Origin of the sequence: Bacillus sp. AP8, from assembly GCF_000321185.1 — a bacterium.
GTDB lineage: Bacteria > Bacillota > Bacilli > Bacillales > DSM-1321 > Bacillus_AD > Bacillus_AD massilioanorexius.
Map to the genome: position 1 here is coordinate 48269 of NZ_CAPG01000076.1, position 20698 is coordinate 68966.

Sequence of the window (20698 nt, forward strand, 5' to 3'; positions counted from 1 at the left end):
TGAACACAAACAATTCGTTTATGATAACCAATCCACTTTTGGAACTTGAAGAGCATTTATTGGAACTTGATTTATTTCATAAAAATACCGTAAAAAATCTTCATAGCGATGAGATTGATTTAAGATTTCTTCTAATTTCTCCTCTAACATTTTCTTTTCTCCTTGAGAATTACTACTATAATATCCTTCAATGACTTCTAAATAATGAACAGGAAAAAGTAAACGAGAATATAGTAAACGCCAAGAAAAGCTACTTAACGGCTGCATGGATACATATTCTTGTAAAAATTGAGTCATAGTTGGTTGATATGTTTGAGGATAAGTATGATAATGTTGTCTAACCCATTCACCAATATCTCTACTATGGTGGTCATACACCCATTCAAAAGGATTTTTCACTAAATAATCCCCTAACCATTTATCATCATAGAAACGATCATGTGAAATAGTTCCTGCATCGAATCCATCAGGTTGATCATCTATTTCACAATCCACTAAATATTGAATCGCATTTTCTCCCATAATAGAAAAATACGGAAATGATTCAACGAACTTTTTTTCAAATTCGTTAATTGGATGAGAGGTCATTTTCTCTCTCCAAATTCCTTCTAAGTAATCTAACCTATTCTCCCACAGCTCTTTCCATTTTCCAATTCTATTACAAGCTTTTATCGGGACATCTAATGTACGACCTCGATTGTGAAATTTCGCTAACTTATACCCCATATTAATAGCACGTGGTTTATCTAATACATCGTTAGCCATCAAAATAAATAAATGATCGTCCATTTCAGATAAGTAAGTCTGTTCATTAGACATAACGAAAGAAGAGACATATTTGTCACCTTGCTGTTGCATATACTCAGCCATGATTAACCTTTCCATTAATTCTTCTTCTTCATACTCTTGTATAGGGATTATAGTATAAAGAACATTAGCTGAGAAAAAGCGTTGGTAAGCCCCATTCACATTTTGTCTTTCCATTACAATGCCGTAATTTTGATATATAACATCTTGAAGCATTTCCCCCACTCCTTTTCTTTTGGGTAAACTGCCTATAGTTAGGATACTCTATTTCATATATATGAAAATTGATGTGCTTCTTTACTTATAAAAAAGGATTACGCTAATTTATGCCGAAAAAACATTATAAGCGTTCGAATCTTATGCAGTTACAAAGTACAAGAGTAAAAGCATACGATACTATATATTTACTCTATGTTCATACCTGTCCATTTCAATGACGAAGAACTGATTATCACATAGAGCATTTGTTAAATATTTAGGCTTTTTTCGTAAATCTTGTTGCCTATAAACAGTAGTAAGTGTAAGTAAAATTCTACTCCTGAACGCTCACTCGCTAGAGAGCAATTAGTGTTCCTCAGAGTATGGGTTCTCACTAATCTCGATACTGTCTCAGGAGTCTCGCACCTTGTACATCAATCAACCTTATCAGCTGGTTTTGCGCACCAAATTTATTTATCACAACACTCTTTTAGAAAACAGCCAATATTTATTACAATGGAATAGAGCTATTATATTTAAAGAAAAAAGTAAATACTTTCTTCTGTTCGTTCATAACTAGAAGAAAAAATAATTAGAAGAAAAGGTGAAGCAATGATGACTAACAAAATTAATCTATCTGAACAAACAGCACGAAAATGGTTAAATGATCGCGGTGTCACAACAAAAGATATTGCTGAGCTTGTCATGTATTTACAAAGCGCTTATCATGAAAATCTCCAATTTGAAGATTGCTTGCATAATGTCGAGAGAGTTCTTTCTAAAAGAGAAGTACAAAATGCAATTTTAACTGGTATTCAATTAGATTTATTGGCAGAAAAGAAAATGCTTGAAGAGCCTTTACAATCCATAATCGAAACAGACGAAGGTTTATACGGAGTAGATGAAATACTCGCATTTTCTATCGTTAATGTATATGGATCCATCGGTTTCACAAATTATGGCTATATAGACAAACAAAAGCCTGGCATACTACAAAAACTTAATGATAAATCTTCAGGTCAATGTCATACTTTTTTAGATGATATCGTTGGAGCAATAGCTGCCGCCGCTTCAAGCAGACTAGCTCACAGAATAAAAAATGTAGAATAAGAAAAAATGAGAAAGACGTACAAGACTACCTAAAAAGAGAGTCAACCTCCACTAGAGGTTGACTCTCTCATAACATTTTACGTTATTTATATAAGACCACTTTAGGAAAGCTTCCAATCGCTTAAAGAATCAATAACATGTGTTGGACGTTTTTCATAGTTCTTTAACAATTCAGGTGTGGTTACGCCTGTATGAACAAGAATTGTATCCAATCCCGCATTCATTCCTGCAAGAATGTCCGTATCATAATTGTCGCCAATCATTACTGTATCTTCTTTACGAACTCCTAATACCTCTTGAGCTTGTTCCATAATAATGCTTTCTGGCTTCCCTATAAAAGTTGGCTTTACTCTTGTGGAAGTTGAAACAACAGCTGTAATTGATCCAGCTCCAGGCAATAATCCACGTTCAGTTGGAATAGCAATATCTCCATTAGTAGAAATAAATGTTGCACCATTTCTAACAGCTAAACAAGCCTTTGCAAACTTTTCATAATTAATATTACGATCAATTCCGACTACTACGAAATCCGTATGCTCATCATCTACTAGCTTAAAACCTTTTTCTTCAAGTGCTACTTTGATCCCTTCCTCACCAATCACATAAACCGTACCACTCGGCTTTAGCGTATACATATAATTAGCAGTCGCCTGACTCGTTGTAAAAACTTGATGTGCTTCTGTTGGAATATCGAAACCTCTTAGTTTTTCCGCTACTTGTGCTGGAGTTCTTGAAGAATTATTTGTTACAAATAAATAGGGCAAGCCTTTATCATTTAACTCATGAACAAATCGCATTGCTTCATCTATTCTTTCTGTACCTTTGTACATTGTTCCATCTAAATCGATTAAAAAGCCTTTATACTGTTTCAAAATACTCACTCCTAAATCTCTTGTAAGCTACCATACAATACTTTATCATAGCCCTATTTTATGGTCAAAAAGGTTTTTATCTAAGAAAAGAAACAGAAGAGTTTAGATTATCAAATTGAGATAAGGGTAGATACCTAAGACCTATCTGATTTCAAATCAATATAACGAATGAGTGAAGATAGCAAGACTACTGTCTAGAAGCACCATAATCGAATACGTTTACTTTAACAGTGCCTAAGTTAAAAAATCATTTAATTGACATATAAGTATTCCTATATGCCTTCATTTAGCGTGTTAAACTATATTTATACAAAAGGTGATTTACATCAACGAGGAGTACATTATGAGCGTTACACATGAAGACCCAATCAATTTCACAAAACATGTCATATATCAGTTTTACAAAGAAAGAAATCTAAAAGAGGTATTTAACTGCTTAGCTACTGATTTTACTTGGATTGGCCCAGCTAAACATGAATATATGACTGATAAAGAAGGTTTAATAGATTATTTCCATAAAGGGAAAGAACGAATACCCAGCTGTATTATAGATTTCAATACCTTTACAATCGAATATACTGGAGATCAAAATTGGTTAGTATTAGGCAGCTATGATGTTAGAAATGCAAATGGGAACGACATGCTTGTAGAAGTATTTCAGCGTTGTAGTTTCTTCATTGTTGCAGATAAAGATACATTAAAAGTAAAGCATATGCATATTTCCAATCCATTTATGGAGATGACCAACGAATACTATTCTCAAGAGGTACCAAGACATAGTTATGAATATTTGCAGCATAAGCTTGAGGAAAAAAACAAAAGTCATCGAAATGGTTAATAATAATATTGAAGGTGGATTAAAAGGAAGCATCGATGATGATGATTTCACCTACTTTTATGTGAATGAAGGTCTTCCTAAAATGCTTGGTTATACATACGAAGAATTTATGGAGATGAGTGGAGGAACTGCAGTTGGTGCCATCTATCCTCCAGACTTACAAAAGGCACGACAAGATTGTGAGAACTGTTTTGCAAAAGGTCCTTCCTACCATACAGAATATCGGATGCGCAGAAAAGATGGCAATTTATTATGGGTAATTGACCGAGGAACAAAAACACTTGGTACAGATGGACAAATTAAAATTAATAGTATTATTACCGATGTAACAAATTTAAAAAATGCCTTATTCGATTTAGAAATTGAAAGAAAAAAATATCGTATTGTATTAGAGAATATTTCTGAGGTTATGTTCGAGTATGACCTTGTATTAGATACCCTTTCTATTTATCATTCTGTTGAAACAAACGGAAAAAACAATCTGAACAAGACGGAAATAACAAATTTTATAAGCAGGTTAAAAAAGACAAAATATATTCATTTAGATGATATTGAAGAGATCACGGATCTAATCCATAAAAAGAATAAGCATTCGATAGAAGTACGCGGAATTGTTCGTGATGAATGGCGCTGGTTAAGAGTTCAATGTAGTCCGATAAAGAATAATGAAAATCAAATCATTGAAATTGTAGGTTCAATCAAAGATATTACGGAAGAAAAAATTAAAGTTCAAACTTTGATGGACCTAGCACAAAGAGATTCTTTAACTAAATTAATGAATCAAACTTCTTCAAAAGAAAGGATTACCCAATACTTACTTGAAACAAACAAATAGGCGCAATGATTATACTTGACATCGATGACTTTAAAATTGTTAATGATACAGTTGAGCATTTACAAGGAAATCGAGTACTAATTCAAGTAGCTCATGAGCTCATGAAATGCCTTAGCAAAGATGATATTGTCGCAAGAATTGGTGGGGATGAATTTCTTGCATTTGTTAAAACAAATGAAGAAGAAGTTCTGAGAAAAAGAGCGAATACGCTATTAGAAAGGATTCAATTAATCCCCTTTGAGTAACTATCATATAGAAGGCGTACGCCATTATTTTTTAGCTCAAATAGATAATTATAATCGTTAAAAGCAGATTCTTTTGTTTGTAGCAGCATAGGTGAAATGAACATAATTTACTCACTCTTTTTCTTTTATGATTTGTTTCTTTAAAAGAAATATTCCTGTTAGTCACAATAAGAAATCTTATCTGATTATACACATTTGAGATATCGCAATGTTTTGAATAAAGTTACGATATTTATAAAAATGTTGCGCTACTATTGCCTTAGATCATTTCACTAAGGCTTGTTTTATTTAACTAAATTAGCTAAATATTGTGATTAAATACACTTAAACAAACGGGGCAGGTTAGTTGAAGAAAGATGCATATTTGTCATATAATTCTAAAAAGATTCAGCTGTGAAAAAAGGAGAAATTATTATGAAGAAAATAACAACAATGTTACTTCTATTATTTGTTCTTGCTGCTTGTTCGAATGAAAACTCTACTGAAGTTAAAAAAGAAGAAAATGATAATGTTACTACTGAACAAGTTGAAAAGAAAAAGATAACGAAAGAGTTTGTAAAAAAGAATGCCAAAGTTGGTCTGTCTTATAATGGAGTTAGAGAAATTTTTGGAACCGAACAGTATTCTGGAATTATGGATAATACTATGACTTTCATTTACGATTCAACTTCATATAAACCAGTTGAATATGACCGACTAAGTGGTTCAGTAGCGTTTGATGATTTAAAGTCAGGTAACTTAGACTATCAGTTGTGGATTAATTTCGTAGAAAAAAAAGCTGTTTATTACCAGTATTATTTTGAAGGTGAAGATGGTGAAGTTTGGGGATATACAGTATCTAGTGACGGTGATAATTTGACCAGGAATTCTGGCAACTAATCTAAGTGAAAGAATACACTTAAGCTAACAGGTGCAATACTACATTAAATAAGCTGAAATTATCAGCTTCTTTTTTATGCAACTATCGGTGCAGAATAGTTGCATAAAAAACATTAGATTTATGGTAAAATTAAACATATATGTAAATAATCTAAAAAGAGGTGAGTTATAATGAAAAAAAAGAAACTTGGAACTTTAATGATTATAATTGGATGTTTAGTTTTGGTATTTGCATTATTGAATAATTTTATGGCTTTTTTTAATAATATCGATTATATCTCTCTAATTAGTGTGGGAATAGTGTTTCTTTGTTGTGGAACATTTATAAAGAATAAAAAAGCACTTTAGTAAGTTAACTCTTTCTGAATCTAATTATTAGTAAGTAAAAATCAAGAGAATAACACTTTAATGTATTCATAGTAGCCTATGTTTTGTGAAGAATTACACTTAAACAAACAGGTGCGTTAGTTCAATAAGGAGCAATAAAATAAGCAATCTTTTTTATAAAAAACCATCTTAAAAATATCAAAAAGCTATCGTTTTGAGCAATCTTTATTCAAAACGATAGCTTTTTGTATGTGATGAATATAATCTTTAATCGTGATTTTTTATCAAACTTATTATAGATCTACAATTGAAAGATGTACTTTTCTTACAGCCATATGATGGGATTTAATTTTACTATCATTCTAACAAAAAAAGACTAGCATTAAACTTCATTCAAGAAAAATGCTAGTCCTTTTTTATTTTGTATTTGCTTTTAACCATTCCAACATCTTTTTATCATTACTTTTATTCTGACGTTTGTATTCTCGTTTAATATAGCGAGAAAGAGTTGTATGAGCAATACCGATTTCGGCAGCTGCTTTACGTACACTTATTTTCTTTAATTCTAGTGTTTCTTGCATTAGTTCTGGACTTAAGACTAATTCTTCTACACTTGCACTAGTTTCTTGTTCCGCTTGAGATTCAAAATCAAAGGATTGCTGTCCTACATTTAAAGGTTCCGATACTAAGGATTGCTCCGTTTCAATAAATTTATATTCTCCTTCAACCATAGATTCTGCATCATATATCGTTGATAATTTCATAATTCGTTGATTTTCTTTCACCACAAGATCAGATGGTGTAATTAAAACCTTCACTTGGCACCAATAATCATTAAACCAGCCTTTCTTTCCTACCTTATTATCATCAATCGGCTCTTCATATCGCCAATGTTTTATTACATTATCCTTTTGCAAATCATCTAACACATTTTCAAATCTATCTCTCTTTACAACGCCAGAATAACTATCTGATATATTCATGATATTTAATAAAGTTCCCACTTTAAATGGCTGTTTTAATGTTTTTCTTCGTGTCCTTATCTTCCATTGATAATTCAAATAGCGAGTTAGTCGTTTATGCTCACGTTGTGTGTAATGATTATATTGAAAAACTTTTAAATTCAATACTCCTAATGAGTTGGAATTCCCATTCAGATACGGTAAAAGTACAGAAGTCGGCTTAATTTCTAGAGCATAAATCCCTTTTGGTTCATCTGTCTTAATGTCATAAGCAATTCGTACCTTCCCGATATTAAACATCTTCATAAATTCCTTTATTCGATAGCCTTCTTTATTTAACTCATCTGTATTAACTATCTTTATTTGTTCCTCATCTAACAGCACCCAAATAGTAGATAGTGCTGCCACTCGTTTCATGATATTAAAGCGGTCTTCCTCACGATAATTAAATTCTTTACCATCTAAAGTTCTCTTCCTTACTTGTCGTAACTTTAGTGCATCATCACTATGAAACTCAATATAACCTTCACTTGTCTTAGGTGAAACCATCCACAAATATGAGATAAGATCGAGAAGGTCAGCGGTTAATTCATCTAATGAGTTGATAGTAGATTGCAACAGCTTGTACCATAAATCTTTTTGTTCAGCTGGTACATCTTCTTCCTCCAATTCATATGGTCTTACATCCGCTAATCCTTTCACGTTGCCCTTAGTGTCCATAATAGGAGCCCGATATATTCCATTATCTAAAGGACTATAATTGCTTTTCTTTGAAACAATGTCACTTAATAACTGATAGCTTGCTTCTGAACTTGAATAGAGGTAATTTCGTTCCATTACTTCATCTATTTTATCAGCATTTGTGCTAAAAATACGATTATCGAATTCCTTCTTCAAATGAGGTTCCAAGACATTACGAATCATATCATGGTATTTAGACATGCCCTCAATAATCATACCTTTGGTGATATTTTCTTCTAAATAGATAGTATATGTAAAAAATGTATACAACGTTTTAAAGCTTTGACTTTTGATTGTTGCTATATGATCATCGTTTGGATCGTCCCTCTGACTATAGGCTTCCTTTTTCCAAACTTCTAAAACAGCAGATGGAACCAAAAACAGATTTTTAGCTTCTTCAAATATAGCAATTTTAATAGAATATGAATCTAAAATGGTGTCCTCCGCTATTTGTTTATAATTCATAGAAACCTTCCTTTTTAAAAATAGAATTCTCTTATATTGTAATAAAAAGCACCACTTTAATAAATAGAATACTAAAAAGCACCATTAATTTGGATTAAATTTAAGAAAAAGCACCATTTTTATAGCAAAAATAATAAAAAGCACCATTATTAGCGGAACTCTTAACCCAAAAAGCACCACTTTCTATTACTACATATTTATTAATTCGCACCACTATTAGCGGAACTTCACCTCTAAAAAGCACCATTTTTATAGCAAAAATAATAAAAAGCACCATTATTAGCGGAACTCTTAACCTAAAAAGCACCACTTTGACCTTTTTGGTATAAAAAGCACCACTATTAGCGGAATCCTTAACCTAAAAAGCACCACTTTAAATATAGAAATGACTGAGACGAGCCATATAGGGATTGCTAAAATTTCTAACGAATTATGTACATATGAGGCACTGTTCAAGGCTGCAGATGAAGCAATGTATCAATCCAAAAAACATGGGAAAAATAAAATATCCTTTTAACTACTGACGCTCTACTTTTTACATTACCAATAAAAAAGTTCACTCTAATAGCTTTCGGATTGTTCAGAGTGAACTTTTTTGAATTTATTATTAATTTATAAAAGCTGAAACAGGTCCTAATTCATTAATTAAATATTGGCGAACTGCATTTGGAAATTGTTTAAATGCTTGGAAATTTTCACGCAATACATTTTGTAACAGTTCATGATTAATCACTAAATAATCTTGAACAATTGTTTTACGTAAAGGAAGTATTTGTTTAAATTGAACTTCCATTTCTTTTGTTATAACTTTCTCATCTAATAAGATATCAATAATATCTTCATAGCTTCCAGGATCCCTCATAATAAAGCCATCAATAATAGCATTACTTACATCTAAAACACAATCTGTCATCGATTGAGCCACTCTTTCAAGTGCTATTTTAGATATCTCATCATCCCAATATGTTTTTTCCTGAAATAAGTCCATATTTTTTTCTAAAAATGCAAGGTAACTTTCTATTTTCTGCCGATCTACGAAGTACATATTTTTTCATCCCTTCATATTGATGCTGGTACGATCACTTTTTCTATATTAAGTGGTCTCGCATAAAAATATCCTTGTGCTAAATCAACTTTATTTTTTGATAATATCATAGCTTCCTTTTCGTTTTCAATTCCTTCGGCTACTACTGTTGAGCCAATGTCTTTTGCAATCAAAAGTAAGCCTTTAAGCATGGATTCTTTTACTGAATTTAAATCTATATCTTGAATAACGCTTCGATCAATTTTGATAACATCCGGCATAATTTCAATGATGGTATGCAAGCTAGCATAACCAGCTCCAGTATCATCTACCGCAATTCGAATTCCTAGCTCACGAAGCTTTTTAATATTACTACTAATAAATTCAAGATTATCAATGGAATCTCTCTCTGTTATTTCCAATACTAGCTTTTTTGGTGAAACGGAGTAATATTCCTGTAATAGTGCTTGAAAATCATGAAAGAAGCGGGCATTTCCAACCGTGATAGGGGTAAAATTAATAAAAATATTCTTGCTAGATTCCATGACAGTCAATTTTTGCATAATTTTCTCTAATACGATCATTTCTAGCTCATATAGTAAACCCGTTTGCCTTGCTAGAGCAAATAAATTAAGTGGACTTTCTAAATCCGTTCCCACTGGACCTCGAGTGAGAATCTCACAGGCAACCTCATGATTAGAATTAAGTTCAACTATTGGCTGTGCTAATAACGCTATATCTTTGTTCTTAATTATCTGATTCATTTGAAAATACATTTGATCATAGTCTGTTTTTTTCTTCTTTTGAGCCATTGTAAACGCTTGTTGATGGGCTTTATCTATTACTTCATACAGATTTCTGCTCGACTTTTCAACAAACATGTAACCCGTATTAAAAGAAGAGGACATACCTGGATAAGCAGCGTTCATTTTTCTATTTAAGCATTCTTCAATATAGCTAGCATTTACAGACAAATCATCTAACAGATGATTATTCAAGCTAATTCGTAAAATGGCAGTTAACCCTTCACTTTGATAATCATGAATAGCTAAAATATCTTTATTAAATCTACTCGTCGAACAACGAGCAAATTCTTTTTTTAAAATAACAATATATTTCTCTAACCCTTCCTCACCTAATTTTTCAGATAGCTTTTTATAATTTTCAATGTAAATAGAAAGGACAGCAATTTCATATCCTTCTTTAATAGCTACCTTAACGTTTGTCATAATAGGGTTTCGGACAATAAATGTTGGCGGGTAATATGTAATCTTTGATGTTGGTAGTAATATTTTCAACCAGCTGCTAACTTTATTTTTCTTAAAGAGTTTCGAGGAATTCACCCGATTCCACCCTCCCTATACACGGTATTAGAGTGACTATACTGAATATTTTATCATGAATATCCACTTTTTGGGCAAAATTCTATTATTATCGTCAAAAAACAGACATATCTTTCAAACAAATCGAGCAAATTTTTGTTAGAATAGGAGAAGGAATTCGATGTATTAGGAGGAATTTTACTTGGAACGCGAATTAGCAATGGAAATTGTACGAGTAACAGAAGCAGCAGCTCTTGCATCTGCTCAATGGATGGGTAGAGGTAAAAAAAATGAAGCGGATAACGCTGCAACAACAGCCATGAGAAAAATGTTTGACTCTGTCAATATGAACGGAACAGTAGTAATAGGTGAAGGAGAACTTGATGAAGCTCCTATGCTTTACATTGGCGAAAAATTAGGAACAGGCAATGGACCTGATGTTGATATAGCTGTTGATCCTTTAGAAGGTACAATCATCGTTGCTAAAGGTCATAACAATGCAATGGCCGTTATTGCCGCAGCTGATAAAGGAACACTTCTACACGCACCAGATATGTATATGGAAAAGATTGCAGTCGGTAAAAACGCTGCAGGTCTTGTGCATTTAGACGATCCAATAGAAAAAACAATAGAAATTGTCGCTAAAGCAAATAACAAACGAGTTCAAGATTTAAATGTTATTATTCAAGAAAGAGAACGTCACCAAGATTTAATTGATCGTATACGTGCAAAAGGAGCTCGTGTTAGCTTATTCGGAGATGGCGATGTAAGTGCTTCGATTTCAACAGCATTTCCTCAAACAGGGATTGATTTATTTGTAGGTATTGGCGGAGCTCCTGAAGGAGTCATTTCAGCAGCTGCCATAAAATGTCTAGGAGGAGATATGCAAGCTAGACTTGTACCTCAAAATGCTGAAGAAGAAGAACGTTGTCGCCAAATGGGACTAGAAGATCCTCGACAATTACTTACGCTCAATGATTTAGTATCTGGGGATGATGCTATTTTTGCAGCAACTGGGGTTTCAAATGGGGATTTACTAGCTGGTGTTCGATTTTTAGGTGGAGACTTGGTAGAAACAGATTCCATCATTATGCGTAGCAAAACAAAAACAGTACGTTATATCAAAGCACATCACCATTTAGATCACAAGCCACATTTAATTTTCGTTTAGGGAGGAAATACTGTGGAAGAACGCTTCTATTTATACGACTATAAGGAACAAACCAACACTCGCTTTGTAAGCTTTGTAGGGGAAAGCCAACGATTTGATTTAGCCATTATTTCTTCAGAAAGATTCTATGGCAAACAGCTTGTTCTTGATATGCAAAGTAATGCTTTCGCTATAATCGGTCAAGATGATTTAGATGAAGAAGGATATTTAGAGCATGCTTTTAGACTCTCAGAAGAACAAGCAGCTGAACTAAAAGACTTCCTTGAACAAGTAGTATGAGCCTTTAAGCATGCATCTGTAGAGATGCGTTTTTATGAAGGCTATCCATAAATAGATAGATCTATTTTTAAATAAAAGAAGCTTTGCTCAAACGTTACCTAAAAACGAATGACAAAGCTTCTTTATTTTACCTCGAATGATTTTTCATTTTTTTCATAACGAAATAAGGGCATCCAAAATTACAAAACTCATATAAATATTCAGATAAAGTGCTAATTTTTGTATCATATGAAGATTTTTGGTTTTGATCATCAAAAAAACCTTTCAATCTTAATTGACCATATCCCCAATCGCCGACTACATAATCATATTTATTTAAAATTTCGCTATAACGTGCTTTAAAAGCCTCTTCATTAAAGCCATCTCGATAGTCTTCTACTAATTCATATTGAAGATTATTGATTGTAACCATGTTTTCACCTCAATTATCCATCCTCCCTTCATTATAACTCATTTAATAGTAAAGAAAAACTGTCACCGGTCCTTTTTAATTCAACTAACTTACATACTTACTAGAAATTATTCGGTTATTACAGATGTTTCCCAACCATCATATTCTCCTTTATATTTTTCAGAAATCTCCACTAATAGATCCGTGACTTCATTTATCGAACTATAATCAATAGTATCCATTCTATAAATAGTAAGAACATATTTGCCTTCTTCATTCGTTTCAACTGATTCTTCCTCTATGAAAAAGCCTTCTTTTTTTATAGTCTTTTCAAAACGTTTTAACATTATCATATTTTCAAAGCATAGCCAATGTACAACCTTACGAGGGGCATCTAATTTATCCCCTCTTTCTTCTAACGCTTCAATTACCACACGGTTGTTCATATGCTGTTGTTGATAGGGATTAGGGTACAAAAAATCAAAATAAAATTCCCAATTTTCCTCTTCCTCGATAAGAAAAATTTCATACTTATACCCATGTGGTTCTATAAAGCCGGCAGCAGCTTCCATTAAATCCTTTTGTTCCTCTCGATTTGAATAAAAAATAATGTCCCTTATCCCGTCCGTTGTCACTCTACCAACCTGAATAATGTTTTGAAAACGCGCAAATCCATTCAGAGAATCTTCCATTTCATTTATCTTATCAGCCTCAGGCCCTACCGGAAAGCCGTCTTCATTAGGTGCTTTTATTTTAAGCCTGATAGCAACAGCGTAATTATACTCTTCGGTATCTATTTCTTTCCATATATCCATATCTAAAACAACTGATGCTACTTGATCCTCTATGTATCCAAAATACATATCCCAATGTTCTGACATGATAAAACCTCCCCGAAATACTCCACAAAATCCATTCTTTCTATAAAAATAGAGGATATCAAGAACTTACTTTTCATTGATATCCTCTATTTTGAAACGATTATTCAGTTACTAATGATGCTTCCCCAGACAATTGTCTTTTCTTAGTAGCTTCATTTACTTGTTCATCTGCGTGGTATGAAGAACGAACTAGTGGACCCGCTTCACAATGACTGAAGCCTTTTTCCATTGCCACTTCTTTTAAGTGAGCAAACTCTTCAGGTGTGTAATATTTAAGTACTGGCAAATGCTTTTTGGAAGGCTGAAGGTATTGACCGATTGTTAATATATCTACTTGATGAGCTCTTAGATCATCCATTGCTTCAATGATTTCGTCAATTGTTTCTCCTAAACCAACCATAATGCTTGATTTTGTTGGAATCTCTGGTTGAAGTTCTTTTGCGCGTTGTAGGAATTGAAGGGAGCGATCATATTTTGCACGTGCACGAACACGATCAGACAAACGTTTAACGGTTTCAATATTATGATTTAAAATATCTGGTTTTGCATCCATTAATGTTTGAATATTTTCAAACACGCCCCCCATATCAGAAGGTAGAACCTCTATAGATGTGAAAGGATTCTTTCTTCTAATCGCTCGAACTGTTTCAGCAAATACCGCTGCTCCACCATCTTTAAGATCATCTCGAGCAACTGCAGTAACAACTACATGTTTTAAATTCATTTGTACAACAGAGTCAGCCACGCGTTCTGGTTCAGCTAAATCTAACTCAGTTGGTAGACCTGTTTTTACAGCACAAAAACGACAAGCTCTTGTACAAACTGAACCTAAGATCATAAATGTAGCAGTTCGGCGAACCGCCCAACATTCGTGAATATTAGGACATTTTGCTTCTTCACATACTGTATGTAAATTCTTTTCCCTCATCATTTTCTTTAAGCCTGTATAATTCTCATTCGTTTGCAATTTTATTTTTAGCCATTCTGGTTTACGGATATATGTATTTTTCTTACTCAAAATAACATCTCCCATCATTTTGTAATTTCTCTATGTGTAGACAATGTATCAAATAAAAAAACTCCTTACAACTTTTAGGATTTTCCTTTCCAATATTTTATAATTGTATTTCTCGAATTTATTCACACAATAAAATTATGATTGGTTTAGAAAGGAGCAAATTCATGCGAGCTTTTTCCACTTTTATAGCTATTATAAGTACGATACTTATATTTGTACATAACGATGTAGAAGCTCAAACGAATACATTTTCAGATAAAAAAAGAATGGAGCTCTTTAAGAATATTGAAGATAACTTTCAAATTCCATGGTTTTATATGGCAGCGATTGATCAATATGAACATAGTATAAGGAATGCAAGAAGAGATTTGCCTGATTCTGAAGGCTCTATTGGAATTTTGATTCCACCTGAAAAATGGAGTGGCTTATTGAATCCCAATATATTCGATCAAAACCCAAGAAGGATAGCGTTTTTTGATGGTATTGGTATGGATGGTGATGGGAACGGAAAAGCAAATCCAAAATCCGAGTATGATGTATTAGTTTCAATAGCTTCTTACTTAGCTCAATATGGTTCTGATGAAGAAAATATTCGTATTGCATTATGGAACTATTATAAACGAGATAAGGCTGTAGGTATCGTTATGGGCAACGCCAAATTATTCCAGAAATATAATCGAATCAATTTACATGAAAAAGCCTTCCCTGTTCCTATTACAGCGGACTATAGCTATAGAAGTACATGGGGTGTAGCTCGAGGATGGGGTGGACGTCGAAGTCATGAGGGAACAGATATATTTGCCAACTATGGCGTTCCTGTTCGAGCGACTTGCTATGGAATTGTTGAAATTAAAGGCTGGAATCGCTACGGCGGATGGAGAATTGGCATAAGAGACTTAAATAATACCTATCATTATTTCGCCCATTTAAGTGGATTTGCGAAAGGAATTGAAATTGGTCAAATTGTAGAACCAGGAATGATTATAGGCGGTGTAGGAAGCACTGGATATGGTCCTCCAGGTACAAGTGGAAAGTTCCCCCCACATCTACATTTTGGAATGTATAAAGACAATGGATATACAGAATGGAGCTTTGATCCCTATTATCACCTAACTGTTTGGGAGAGAAACGAGCGAAGAAACAAATAAAAAAACTAGATAAAGCATGGGGCCTCTCAAAAGCATCACTTTTGAGAGGCCCCTTTTAAATGAATTATTCAATTATATCTTCTCCAACCACAACTGTTTTCCCTTTCTTTGAAAGAGCCATTAGAGCAACCAAAGTACCCGCTAGTACAATTAGTAAAGATAATGATACACTTCCAGTAAATCCAAGTAAAAGGAATCCAATCGCAGCGAAACCGGCACTTATTAGTGCATAAGGTAACTGAGTCATAACATGATCCATATGGTCACAGCCAGCCCCAGTAGAAGATAGAATCGTTGTATCTGATATTGGTGAACAATGATCTCCAAATACCGCACCAGCTAACACAGCTGCTAATGATGGCAGTAACATACTTGAATCCATAGTAGCGACGATATCTCCTGCTAACGGTAAAAGGATACCGAATGATCCCCACGATGTTCCTGTTGATAACGCCATAACACCTGCTATCAAAAATAAAATAAACGGTATAAAAGCAATATTTAAATTAGATTTTTCAACAAATCCTGCTAAATAGCTACCTGTTTCTAATGCACCTACTAAATCAACGATGACCCAAGCAAATAACAAAATGTATACAGCTGGAAGCATTGACTTAATTCCTTCTATTACACCTGTGAAAAACATGCTTCTATCCACGGCTTTTTTAGAATAGACTTGTCGAAAGAATAAAATGATCGTTACAACTAAACCAAATAATCCTCCATAAAATAATGATGTCGGTACGTCCGTATTCTCAAACATGCCTAATACAGTCACATTTCCTTCAATTGCCTTACTACCTGTCCATAACATTGCAGATACAGTTCCTACCACTAATGCAGCAATCGGTACTAATAAATCTGCAACAGAACCTTTTTTACTAACAGGTAAATCACTTTTTAACTCTCCTGGTGCTTGTTTATCAGGATTAGAAACGATTCCGTCCTTAATTGCTCGATCTTCATGAATTTTCATCGGACCAAAATTAATGTTTTTCCATGAAGTATAAAACACTAATAATAGAGATACCCAAACATAAAAGTTCATGGGTATCATTTGAATAAAAGCTGAAAAGCCGCTTATATCTAATGAATTCGCTGCTAAAATAGGAGCAAGAATGGCAATGATGTATGCTCCCCAGCTAGAAACTGGTGATACGACACAAATTGGAGCTGCAGTTGAATCAATAATATAAGATAGCTTAGCTCTTGAAACCCTATTTCGATCAGTTAAAGGTCTTGATATTTGTCCAACTGCTAAAGCATTAAAATAGTCGTCAATAAAGATAATAATTCCTAAAATCGCTGCTGTTATCTGCGCACCCGTTCTTGTTTTAACTCTTTTTAAAGCCCATTCTCCGAAAGCTCTGCTTCCACCTGAAATGGATACAAATGCAGTAATACATCCTAAAATAAGTAAAAATAAAATAATATACACTTTGCCTGTGTTAACGGATCCATCCACGATAAATAATTGTAAAACTGATTTTCCAATCGTAGCTAACGAATCCATAGGATTAAAGTTAGCTAATAGCAATGCAGCTGTAGCAATTCCTAAACCTAAAGATAATAAAACCTTTCTTATTAAAAGAACCATAATAATGGCTACTACTGGTGGTAATAAAGAAAATATTGTGTTTTCCATGCTGTTCTCTCTCCTTTAATAAAAGTTAAGGGCGGTGAAGAGCTTGCATTTCAGTTCTTGGACAAAAATAAAAAGGATAATGATAGAAAACAACCTATCATTACCCTTTGTAATGTATGTTATCGTCCATCGCTCTGTAGCTCACCATTATAAAGATAATCTTTATAATGACAGTGCTGTCCTTATTCAAGACAACCCCAGTATCATATGCCTGACTTCAAATGATACTTCGGCAAAACTTCCTTTTAGCTGTGATCATAGTTGTCATCCTCACAACAGCCTACTTTTAAGTTTTGCACCTCTACCCCATGCGGTGATAGTAGTTCAATATTTAATTTACTTTTCTAATATAACAATTATAAGACTTTATTTCAACTTTTTATATAAAAATTCCGATAATAAATTATAGTAATATTTATTAAGCAACACTCTAATTCGTTATACAATCGACTATCATTACATCTAAGCACTTCATTAAATCAATTTCGTATGGTTGAACATCATGATTTCCATTATCTTTTATAATTCGAACAACTGGTCGATCACTAATTCCATGATTTTGTTTGGAAACGATACCAATTCGCTTATCATTCAATTTCACAGTTAAACCAATTGGATATATAGCAACAGCTTTTCTAAATGCCTCAATGATTTCTGTATCAAACAAAGTTCCTGATCCAGAATAAAGAATTTCTAAACCTTCATGAGGGAGCAACGCTTTTCTGTATACTCGATTAGAGGTGACTGCATCAAAAACATCAGCAACAGCCAAGATTTTAGCAAAAAAATGAATATCTTTATCTTTTAATCCTCTTGGATATCCAGAACCATCTATTCGTTCATGATGCTGATAGGCACAATGTGCGACTAGTAATGGAACCGTGTTTACTTCTTTTAATATTTGAAAGCCTTCTTCAGCATGTGTCTTAATTTCTTCATACTCTTCTTCCGTTAACTTCCCTGGCTTCAGTAAAATTTTTTGCGACACTTTCATTTTACCAACGTCATGTAAAATAGAGCCTAATCCCAGGATCTCCAATTGCTTTGGATTTAGCTTTAACTCCATTCCAATTGCCAAAGCATATAGCGTTACATTATAGGAATGGGTAAATATATATGAATCATGAGTATAAACATCTGCAAGAATCGTCAATAAACCTTTTTCTGCTGTCATCTCTTTCATAATTCCTCGAATAAGTCCCATAAGCTGTTTGGAGTTTTTTTCAAAGATATAAGATTTTGCGGCTTGCGTTCCCTTCTTATCACTTTCAAGAAAAATACTTTCAATCGACTCAATGGCTTCAAATCTTAAACGTTCTGAGACCGTATTTTCTGGATTAATATTTTCACTTTTTGGATCTTCTATATATACATAAAGAACACCTAATTCGATCAATCTTGTAACCAAGCTTTCCGATAGGACTACCCCTTCATTTAATAAAACTTTATTTCGCTCGTTATAAATGGTCTTTCCCAAAATTGATTTAGGTATTACATGATTTGTGGATATCAGTCTCATTAAAGTCTCCTATGATTAATTTCTTAAATTCATTCACTATCTTTTTAAACGGAAAATACTTGTACATTGTTTAATACTACGAATTTCTACTTTTATCGACACAGTTCTCCATAATTGTATTATCGTTCAAAAAATGTTGTTTTGTATATTTTTTATTTATTTTCCCAGAAGATATCTATCACTATTATACAAAGAAATGCAAAAACAACTCAAACGACAAATAACCACAATTTTCCCGTAAGTTAAAATAGCAAAAAAAAACCGTCAAATTGACGGTAAAATAATCATTGCATTTTTAACAAAGCATCTCTTCCAAGCATCCCTTTTTTAATGCCTAGAGACTCTGCTCCATAGGTAACCGATTCTAAAGGAGCTTCTAATAACTGTTCTAGCGTCTTTACTCCAACAGCACGCCCAGCAATAATATTACGATCCTTTAATTTTTCATTTAATAAACCTACATCTAGAGCGCCACACATAATGTAACCACTATCAGATGTAATAACGAGTAAATTGGTTTTTGGTAATTTTACCGATACACCAATAAATGTTCGATCCTCAATAGAAATTGGCAATAATTCAACCATACCATCACTCCTTTCATACCATTGATACGATATGAAAAAAGGATAATATGTGTGTCTGTCATAGCATAATTCTACATACTCATTGTAGATAATTTTGAAGCTAATACATTTCTTAAGAACAACGGCTTATACGTTTTCTTTTCTGAACGTTTAATACTAGGAAAAAAGTATCCGAATGTGTACATATCAGGAATGGCTAATGTATAAGTTTTTTTTAGATCTAATTGTACGTCTCCAATATAAATTTCTTTAGGACTTATGATTTTGATATTACTATATATCATCACTCCCAAAATACTTCCTCTAAATCCAAAACCTTTTACTTGCTTATGTGGCCAATCAGGATTTTGTGATTGCAGAAGCACTTCTTTTAATTCTTGTCCAGACATTTCAATAACACAAGGGTTAATTGGATGTGGACAGATTCTGTGTAAATCAAATAACGTAACTGGTCCTTTTTTTAATCCATCCAATAATAATCCAGCATTTATGAAAGCACAATCAGCCTGGCAATATTCCTGTAAAGCATCGCAAAGTAATTTTGTAATAGTTGATTCTTCAAACCATCTAACAGGTAATGACCTTGGTAAGTGACAAACTTCTTTTTCTAACCGTTCTTTGCCGATTTTAAATAACTTATAAGTAAATTCACTTTCATTATTTACTGGATCCTGTTCATTCATATTGTATAATCTAGTTTTTTTAGAAATAGGATGTTTCGTAGTATCCACTTCTATTTCAACATGACCTACGAATGTGCCTCCTTTTCCTGCTCCACATAATAAAGTGTTTTGAACGTACATTCCCTCGTGTAGAATATGGTGTGTATGGGCACCTAAAATAATGTCTATCTCCGGTATGTGTTCTGCAAGCTGTTTATCATGTTCCAATCCTAGATGAGACAATAATACAATGACATCACATTGATTTTTCACTTCATCAACTGCCACAATGATTTCTTCCTGTGGATCAGTAATTTTCCACCCTAGCATCTCATAAAATACTCGAAAATAAGCAGTAGCACCTATAAAGGCAATCCGAGTTCCTTTAACAGTTTGATGTATATGATAGGGCTTCGCCCAACTTGGTCTTTCCCCTGACTGATTATATAAATTCGCTACGAGAACATTAAATGTTGCATCGTCGTATAAATGGTCTAACTCCTCATAAGAGAATGTAATTCCCTCATTATTCCCAATCGTTACGTACTGGCACCCTAAGTTATTTAAGAGCTTTACATTACCTTTGCCAGATAGAGCTTCAGTAAAAGGATGAAAACGATCCGAATGATCACCTAGGTCCAAAATAATCGTTTCTTCTTCAGCACCAAGATGCCATTTTTTTCGTTCATGTATAAAGTTCTCAATCCTTTTCCAATGCTCAAAATGACTATGTAAATCGTTTATATGGTAAAAATGTATAATTTCTCTCATT

22 protein-coding genes and 1 riboswitch are annotated in these 20698 nt (G+C 33.3%); of the genes, 9 read left to right on the forward strand and 13 right to left on the reverse strand.

Annotation, left to right across the window (positions count from 1 at the left end; genetic code table 11):
- Nucleotides 1–18 precede the first annotated feature (18 nt).
- The gene (gene yutH / locus BN349_RS18305; protein WP_019243791.1) at nt 19–1023 is read right to left on the reverse strand and encodes a spore coat putative kinase YutH; all 1005 of its coding nucleotides are present in this window, start codon (nt 1021–1023) and stop codon (nt 19–21) included.
- Between the two features lie 597 nt (nt 1024–1620).
- On the opposite strand from yutH, the gene BN349_RS18310 reads away from it, so the two are divergent.
- Nucleotides 1621–2115: a phosphatidylglycerophosphatase A family protein gene (locus BN349_RS18310; RefSeq protein ID WP_019243792.1), complete on the forward strand. Its 495-nt coding sequence runs from the start codon at nt 1621–1623 to the stop codon at nt 2113–2115.
- A 101-nt stretch (nt 2116–2216) separates the two neighbouring features.
- Here the strand turns inward: BN349_RS18310 and BN349_RS18315 are convergent, their stop codons facing one another.
- Complete coding sequence (locus BN349_RS18315; RefSeq protein ID WP_019243793.1) at nt 2217–2987, reverse strand: TIGR01457 family HAD-type hydrolase; 771 nt, start codon at nt 2985–2987, stop codon at nt 2217–2219.
- Nucleotides 2988–3330: 343 nt separating this feature from the next.
- Between BN349_RS18315 and BN349_RS25035 the strand changes: the two genes are divergently transcribed.
- From BN349_RS25035 to BN349_RS18325, 4 genes are all read left to right on the forward strand, one after another.
- Nucleotides 3331–3825, forward strand: coding sequence for a nuclear transport factor 2 family protein (locus BN349_RS25035; RefSeq protein WP_019243794.1), 495 nt, complete (start codon nt 3331–3333; stop codon nt 3823–3825).
- Nucleotides 3818–4660, forward strand: coding sequence for a PAS domain-containing protein (locus BN349_RS25040; protein WP_019243795.1), 843 nt, complete (start codon nt 3818–3820; stop codon nt 4658–4660). Before BN349_RS25035 ends, BN349_RS25040 begins: the two co-directional genes overlap by 8 nt.
- Before the next feature lie 5 nt (nt 4661–4665).
- Nucleotides 4666–4905: a GGDEF domain-containing protein gene (locus tag BN349_RS25045; RefSeq protein WP_019243796.1), complete on the forward strand. Its 240-nt coding sequence runs from the start codon at nt 4666–4668 to the stop codon at nt 4903–4905.
- 414 nt (nt 4906–5319) lie between these two features.
- Nucleotides 5320–5784: a hypothetical protein gene (locus tag BN349_RS18325; RefSeq protein ID WP_019243797.1), complete on the forward strand. Its 465-nt coding sequence runs from the start codon at nt 5320–5322 to the stop codon at nt 5782–5784.
- A gap of 743 nt (nt 5785–6527) precedes the next feature.
- Here BN349_RS18325 and BN349_RS18335 read toward each other — a convergent pair.
- Complete coding sequence (locus BN349_RS18335) at nt 6528–8279, reverse strand: helix-turn-helix domain-containing protein (RefSeq protein ID WP_019243799.1); 1752 nt, start codon at nt 8277–8279, stop codon at nt 6528–6530.
- A 100-nt stretch (nt 8280–8379) separates the two neighbouring features.
- Nucleotides 8380–8556 carry a hypothetical protein gene (locus BN349_RS25985; protein WP_019243800.1) on the reverse strand — a complete coding sequence of 59 codons (177 nt, stop codon included), beginning with the start codon at nt 8554–8556 and terminating at the stop codon, nt 8380–8382.
- 102 nt (nt 8557–8658) lie between these two features.
- Between BN349_RS25985 and BN349_RS26965 the strand changes: the two genes are divergently transcribed.
- Entirely contained in the window at nt 8659–8796 is a 138-nt protein-coding gene (locus tag BN349_RS26965) for a GGDEF domain-containing protein (RefSeq protein WP_342780451.1), read from the forward strand.
- Between the two features lie 90 nt (nt 8797–8886).
- Here the strand turns inward: BN349_RS26965 and BN349_RS18345 are convergent, their stop codons facing one another.
- Nucleotides 8887–9324 (reverse strand): DUF86 domain-containing protein, encoded by a 438-nt coding sequence (locus tag BN349_RS18345; RefSeq protein ID WP_019243801.1) that lies wholly within the window; start codon nt 9322–9324, stop codon nt 8887–8889.
- Between the two features lie 14 nt (nt 9325–9338).
- Entirely contained in the window at nt 9339–10646 is a 1308-nt protein-coding gene (locus BN349_RS18350; protein ID WP_019243802.1) for an EAL domain-containing protein, read from the reverse strand.
- 181 nt (nt 10647–10827) lie between these two features.
- Here BN349_RS18350 and glpX point away from each other — a divergent pair, with 181 nt between their 5' ends.
- Nucleotides 10828–11796, forward strand: coding sequence for a class II fructose-bisphosphatase (glpX, locus tag BN349_RS18355; RefSeq protein ID WP_019243803.1), 969 nt, complete (start codon nt 10828–10830; stop codon nt 11794–11796).
- Between the two features lie 12 nt (nt 11797–11808).
- On the forward strand, nt 11809–12075 hold the full coding sequence (locus BN349_RS18360) for a DUF3055 domain-containing protein (protein WP_019243804.1): 267 nt from the start codon (nt 11809–11811) through the stop codon (nt 12073–12075).
- 127 nt (nt 12076–12202) lie between these two features.
- Here the strand turns inward: BN349_RS18360 and BN349_RS18365 are convergent, their stop codons facing one another.
- The 3 genes from BN349_RS18365 to lipA all read right to left on the reverse strand — a co-directional run bounded on the left by BN349_RS18365 (nt 12203) and on the right by lipA (nt 14380).
- Complete coding sequence (locus tag BN349_RS18365; RefSeq protein ID WP_019243805.1) at nt 12203–12487, reverse strand: YutD family protein; 285 nt, start codon at nt 12485–12487, stop codon at nt 12203–12205.
- A gap of 107 nt (nt 12488–12594) precedes the next feature.
- Nucleotides 12595–13347 (reverse strand): DUF695 domain-containing protein, encoded by a 753-nt coding sequence (locus BN349_RS18370; protein WP_019243806.1) that lies wholly within the window; start codon nt 13345–13347, stop codon nt 12595–12597.
- A 100-nt stretch (nt 13348–13447) separates the two neighbouring features.
- Nucleotides 13448–14380, reverse strand: coding sequence for a lipoyl synthase (lipA, locus tag BN349_RS18375; RefSeq protein WP_425457681.1), 933 nt, complete (start codon nt 14378–14380; stop codon nt 13448–13450).
- A gap of 149 nt (nt 14381–14529) precedes the next feature.
- On the opposite strand from lipA, the gene BN349_RS18380 reads away from it, so the two are divergent.
- Nucleotides 14530–15513, forward strand: coding sequence for a M23 family metallopeptidase (locus tag BN349_RS18380; RefSeq protein ID WP_019243808.1), 984 nt, complete (start codon nt 14530–14532; stop codon nt 15511–15513).
- Between the two features lie 64 nt (nt 15514–15577).
- On the opposite strand, the gene BN349_RS18385 is transcribed toward BN349_RS18380, so the two are convergent.
- The 4 genes from BN349_RS18385 to BN349_RS18400 form a co-directional block, all read right to left on the reverse strand.
- Nucleotides 15578–17158: a Na+/H+ antiporter NhaC family protein gene (locus tag BN349_RS18385; protein ID WP_019243809.1), complete on the reverse strand. Its 1581-nt coding sequence runs from the start codon at nt 17156–17158 to the stop codon at nt 15578–15580.
- 129 nt (nt 17159–17287) lie between these two features.
- Nucleotides 17288–17470: riboswitch (Lysine riboswitch) on the reverse strand.
- A 118-nt stretch (nt 17471–17588) separates the two neighbouring features.
- Nucleotides 17589–18677 (reverse strand): HD-GYP domain-containing protein, encoded by a 1089-nt coding sequence (locus BN349_RS18390; protein ID WP_019243810.1) that lies wholly within the window; start codon nt 18675–18677, stop codon nt 17589–17591.
- Between the two features lie 284 nt (nt 18678–18961).
- A complete protein-coding gene (locus tag BN349_RS18395; protein WP_019243811.1) occupies nt 18962–19264 on the reverse strand; it encodes a YunC family protein in 303 nt (100 codons plus the stop codon).
- A 71-nt stretch (nt 19265–19335) separates the two neighbouring features.
- Nucleotides 19336–20697 (reverse strand): bifunctional metallophosphatase/5'-nucleotidase, encoded by a 1362-nt coding sequence (locus tag BN349_RS18400; RefSeq protein WP_019243812.1) that lies wholly within the window; start codon nt 20695–20697, stop codon nt 19336–19338.
- Nucleotide 20698: the final 1 nt, after the last annotated feature.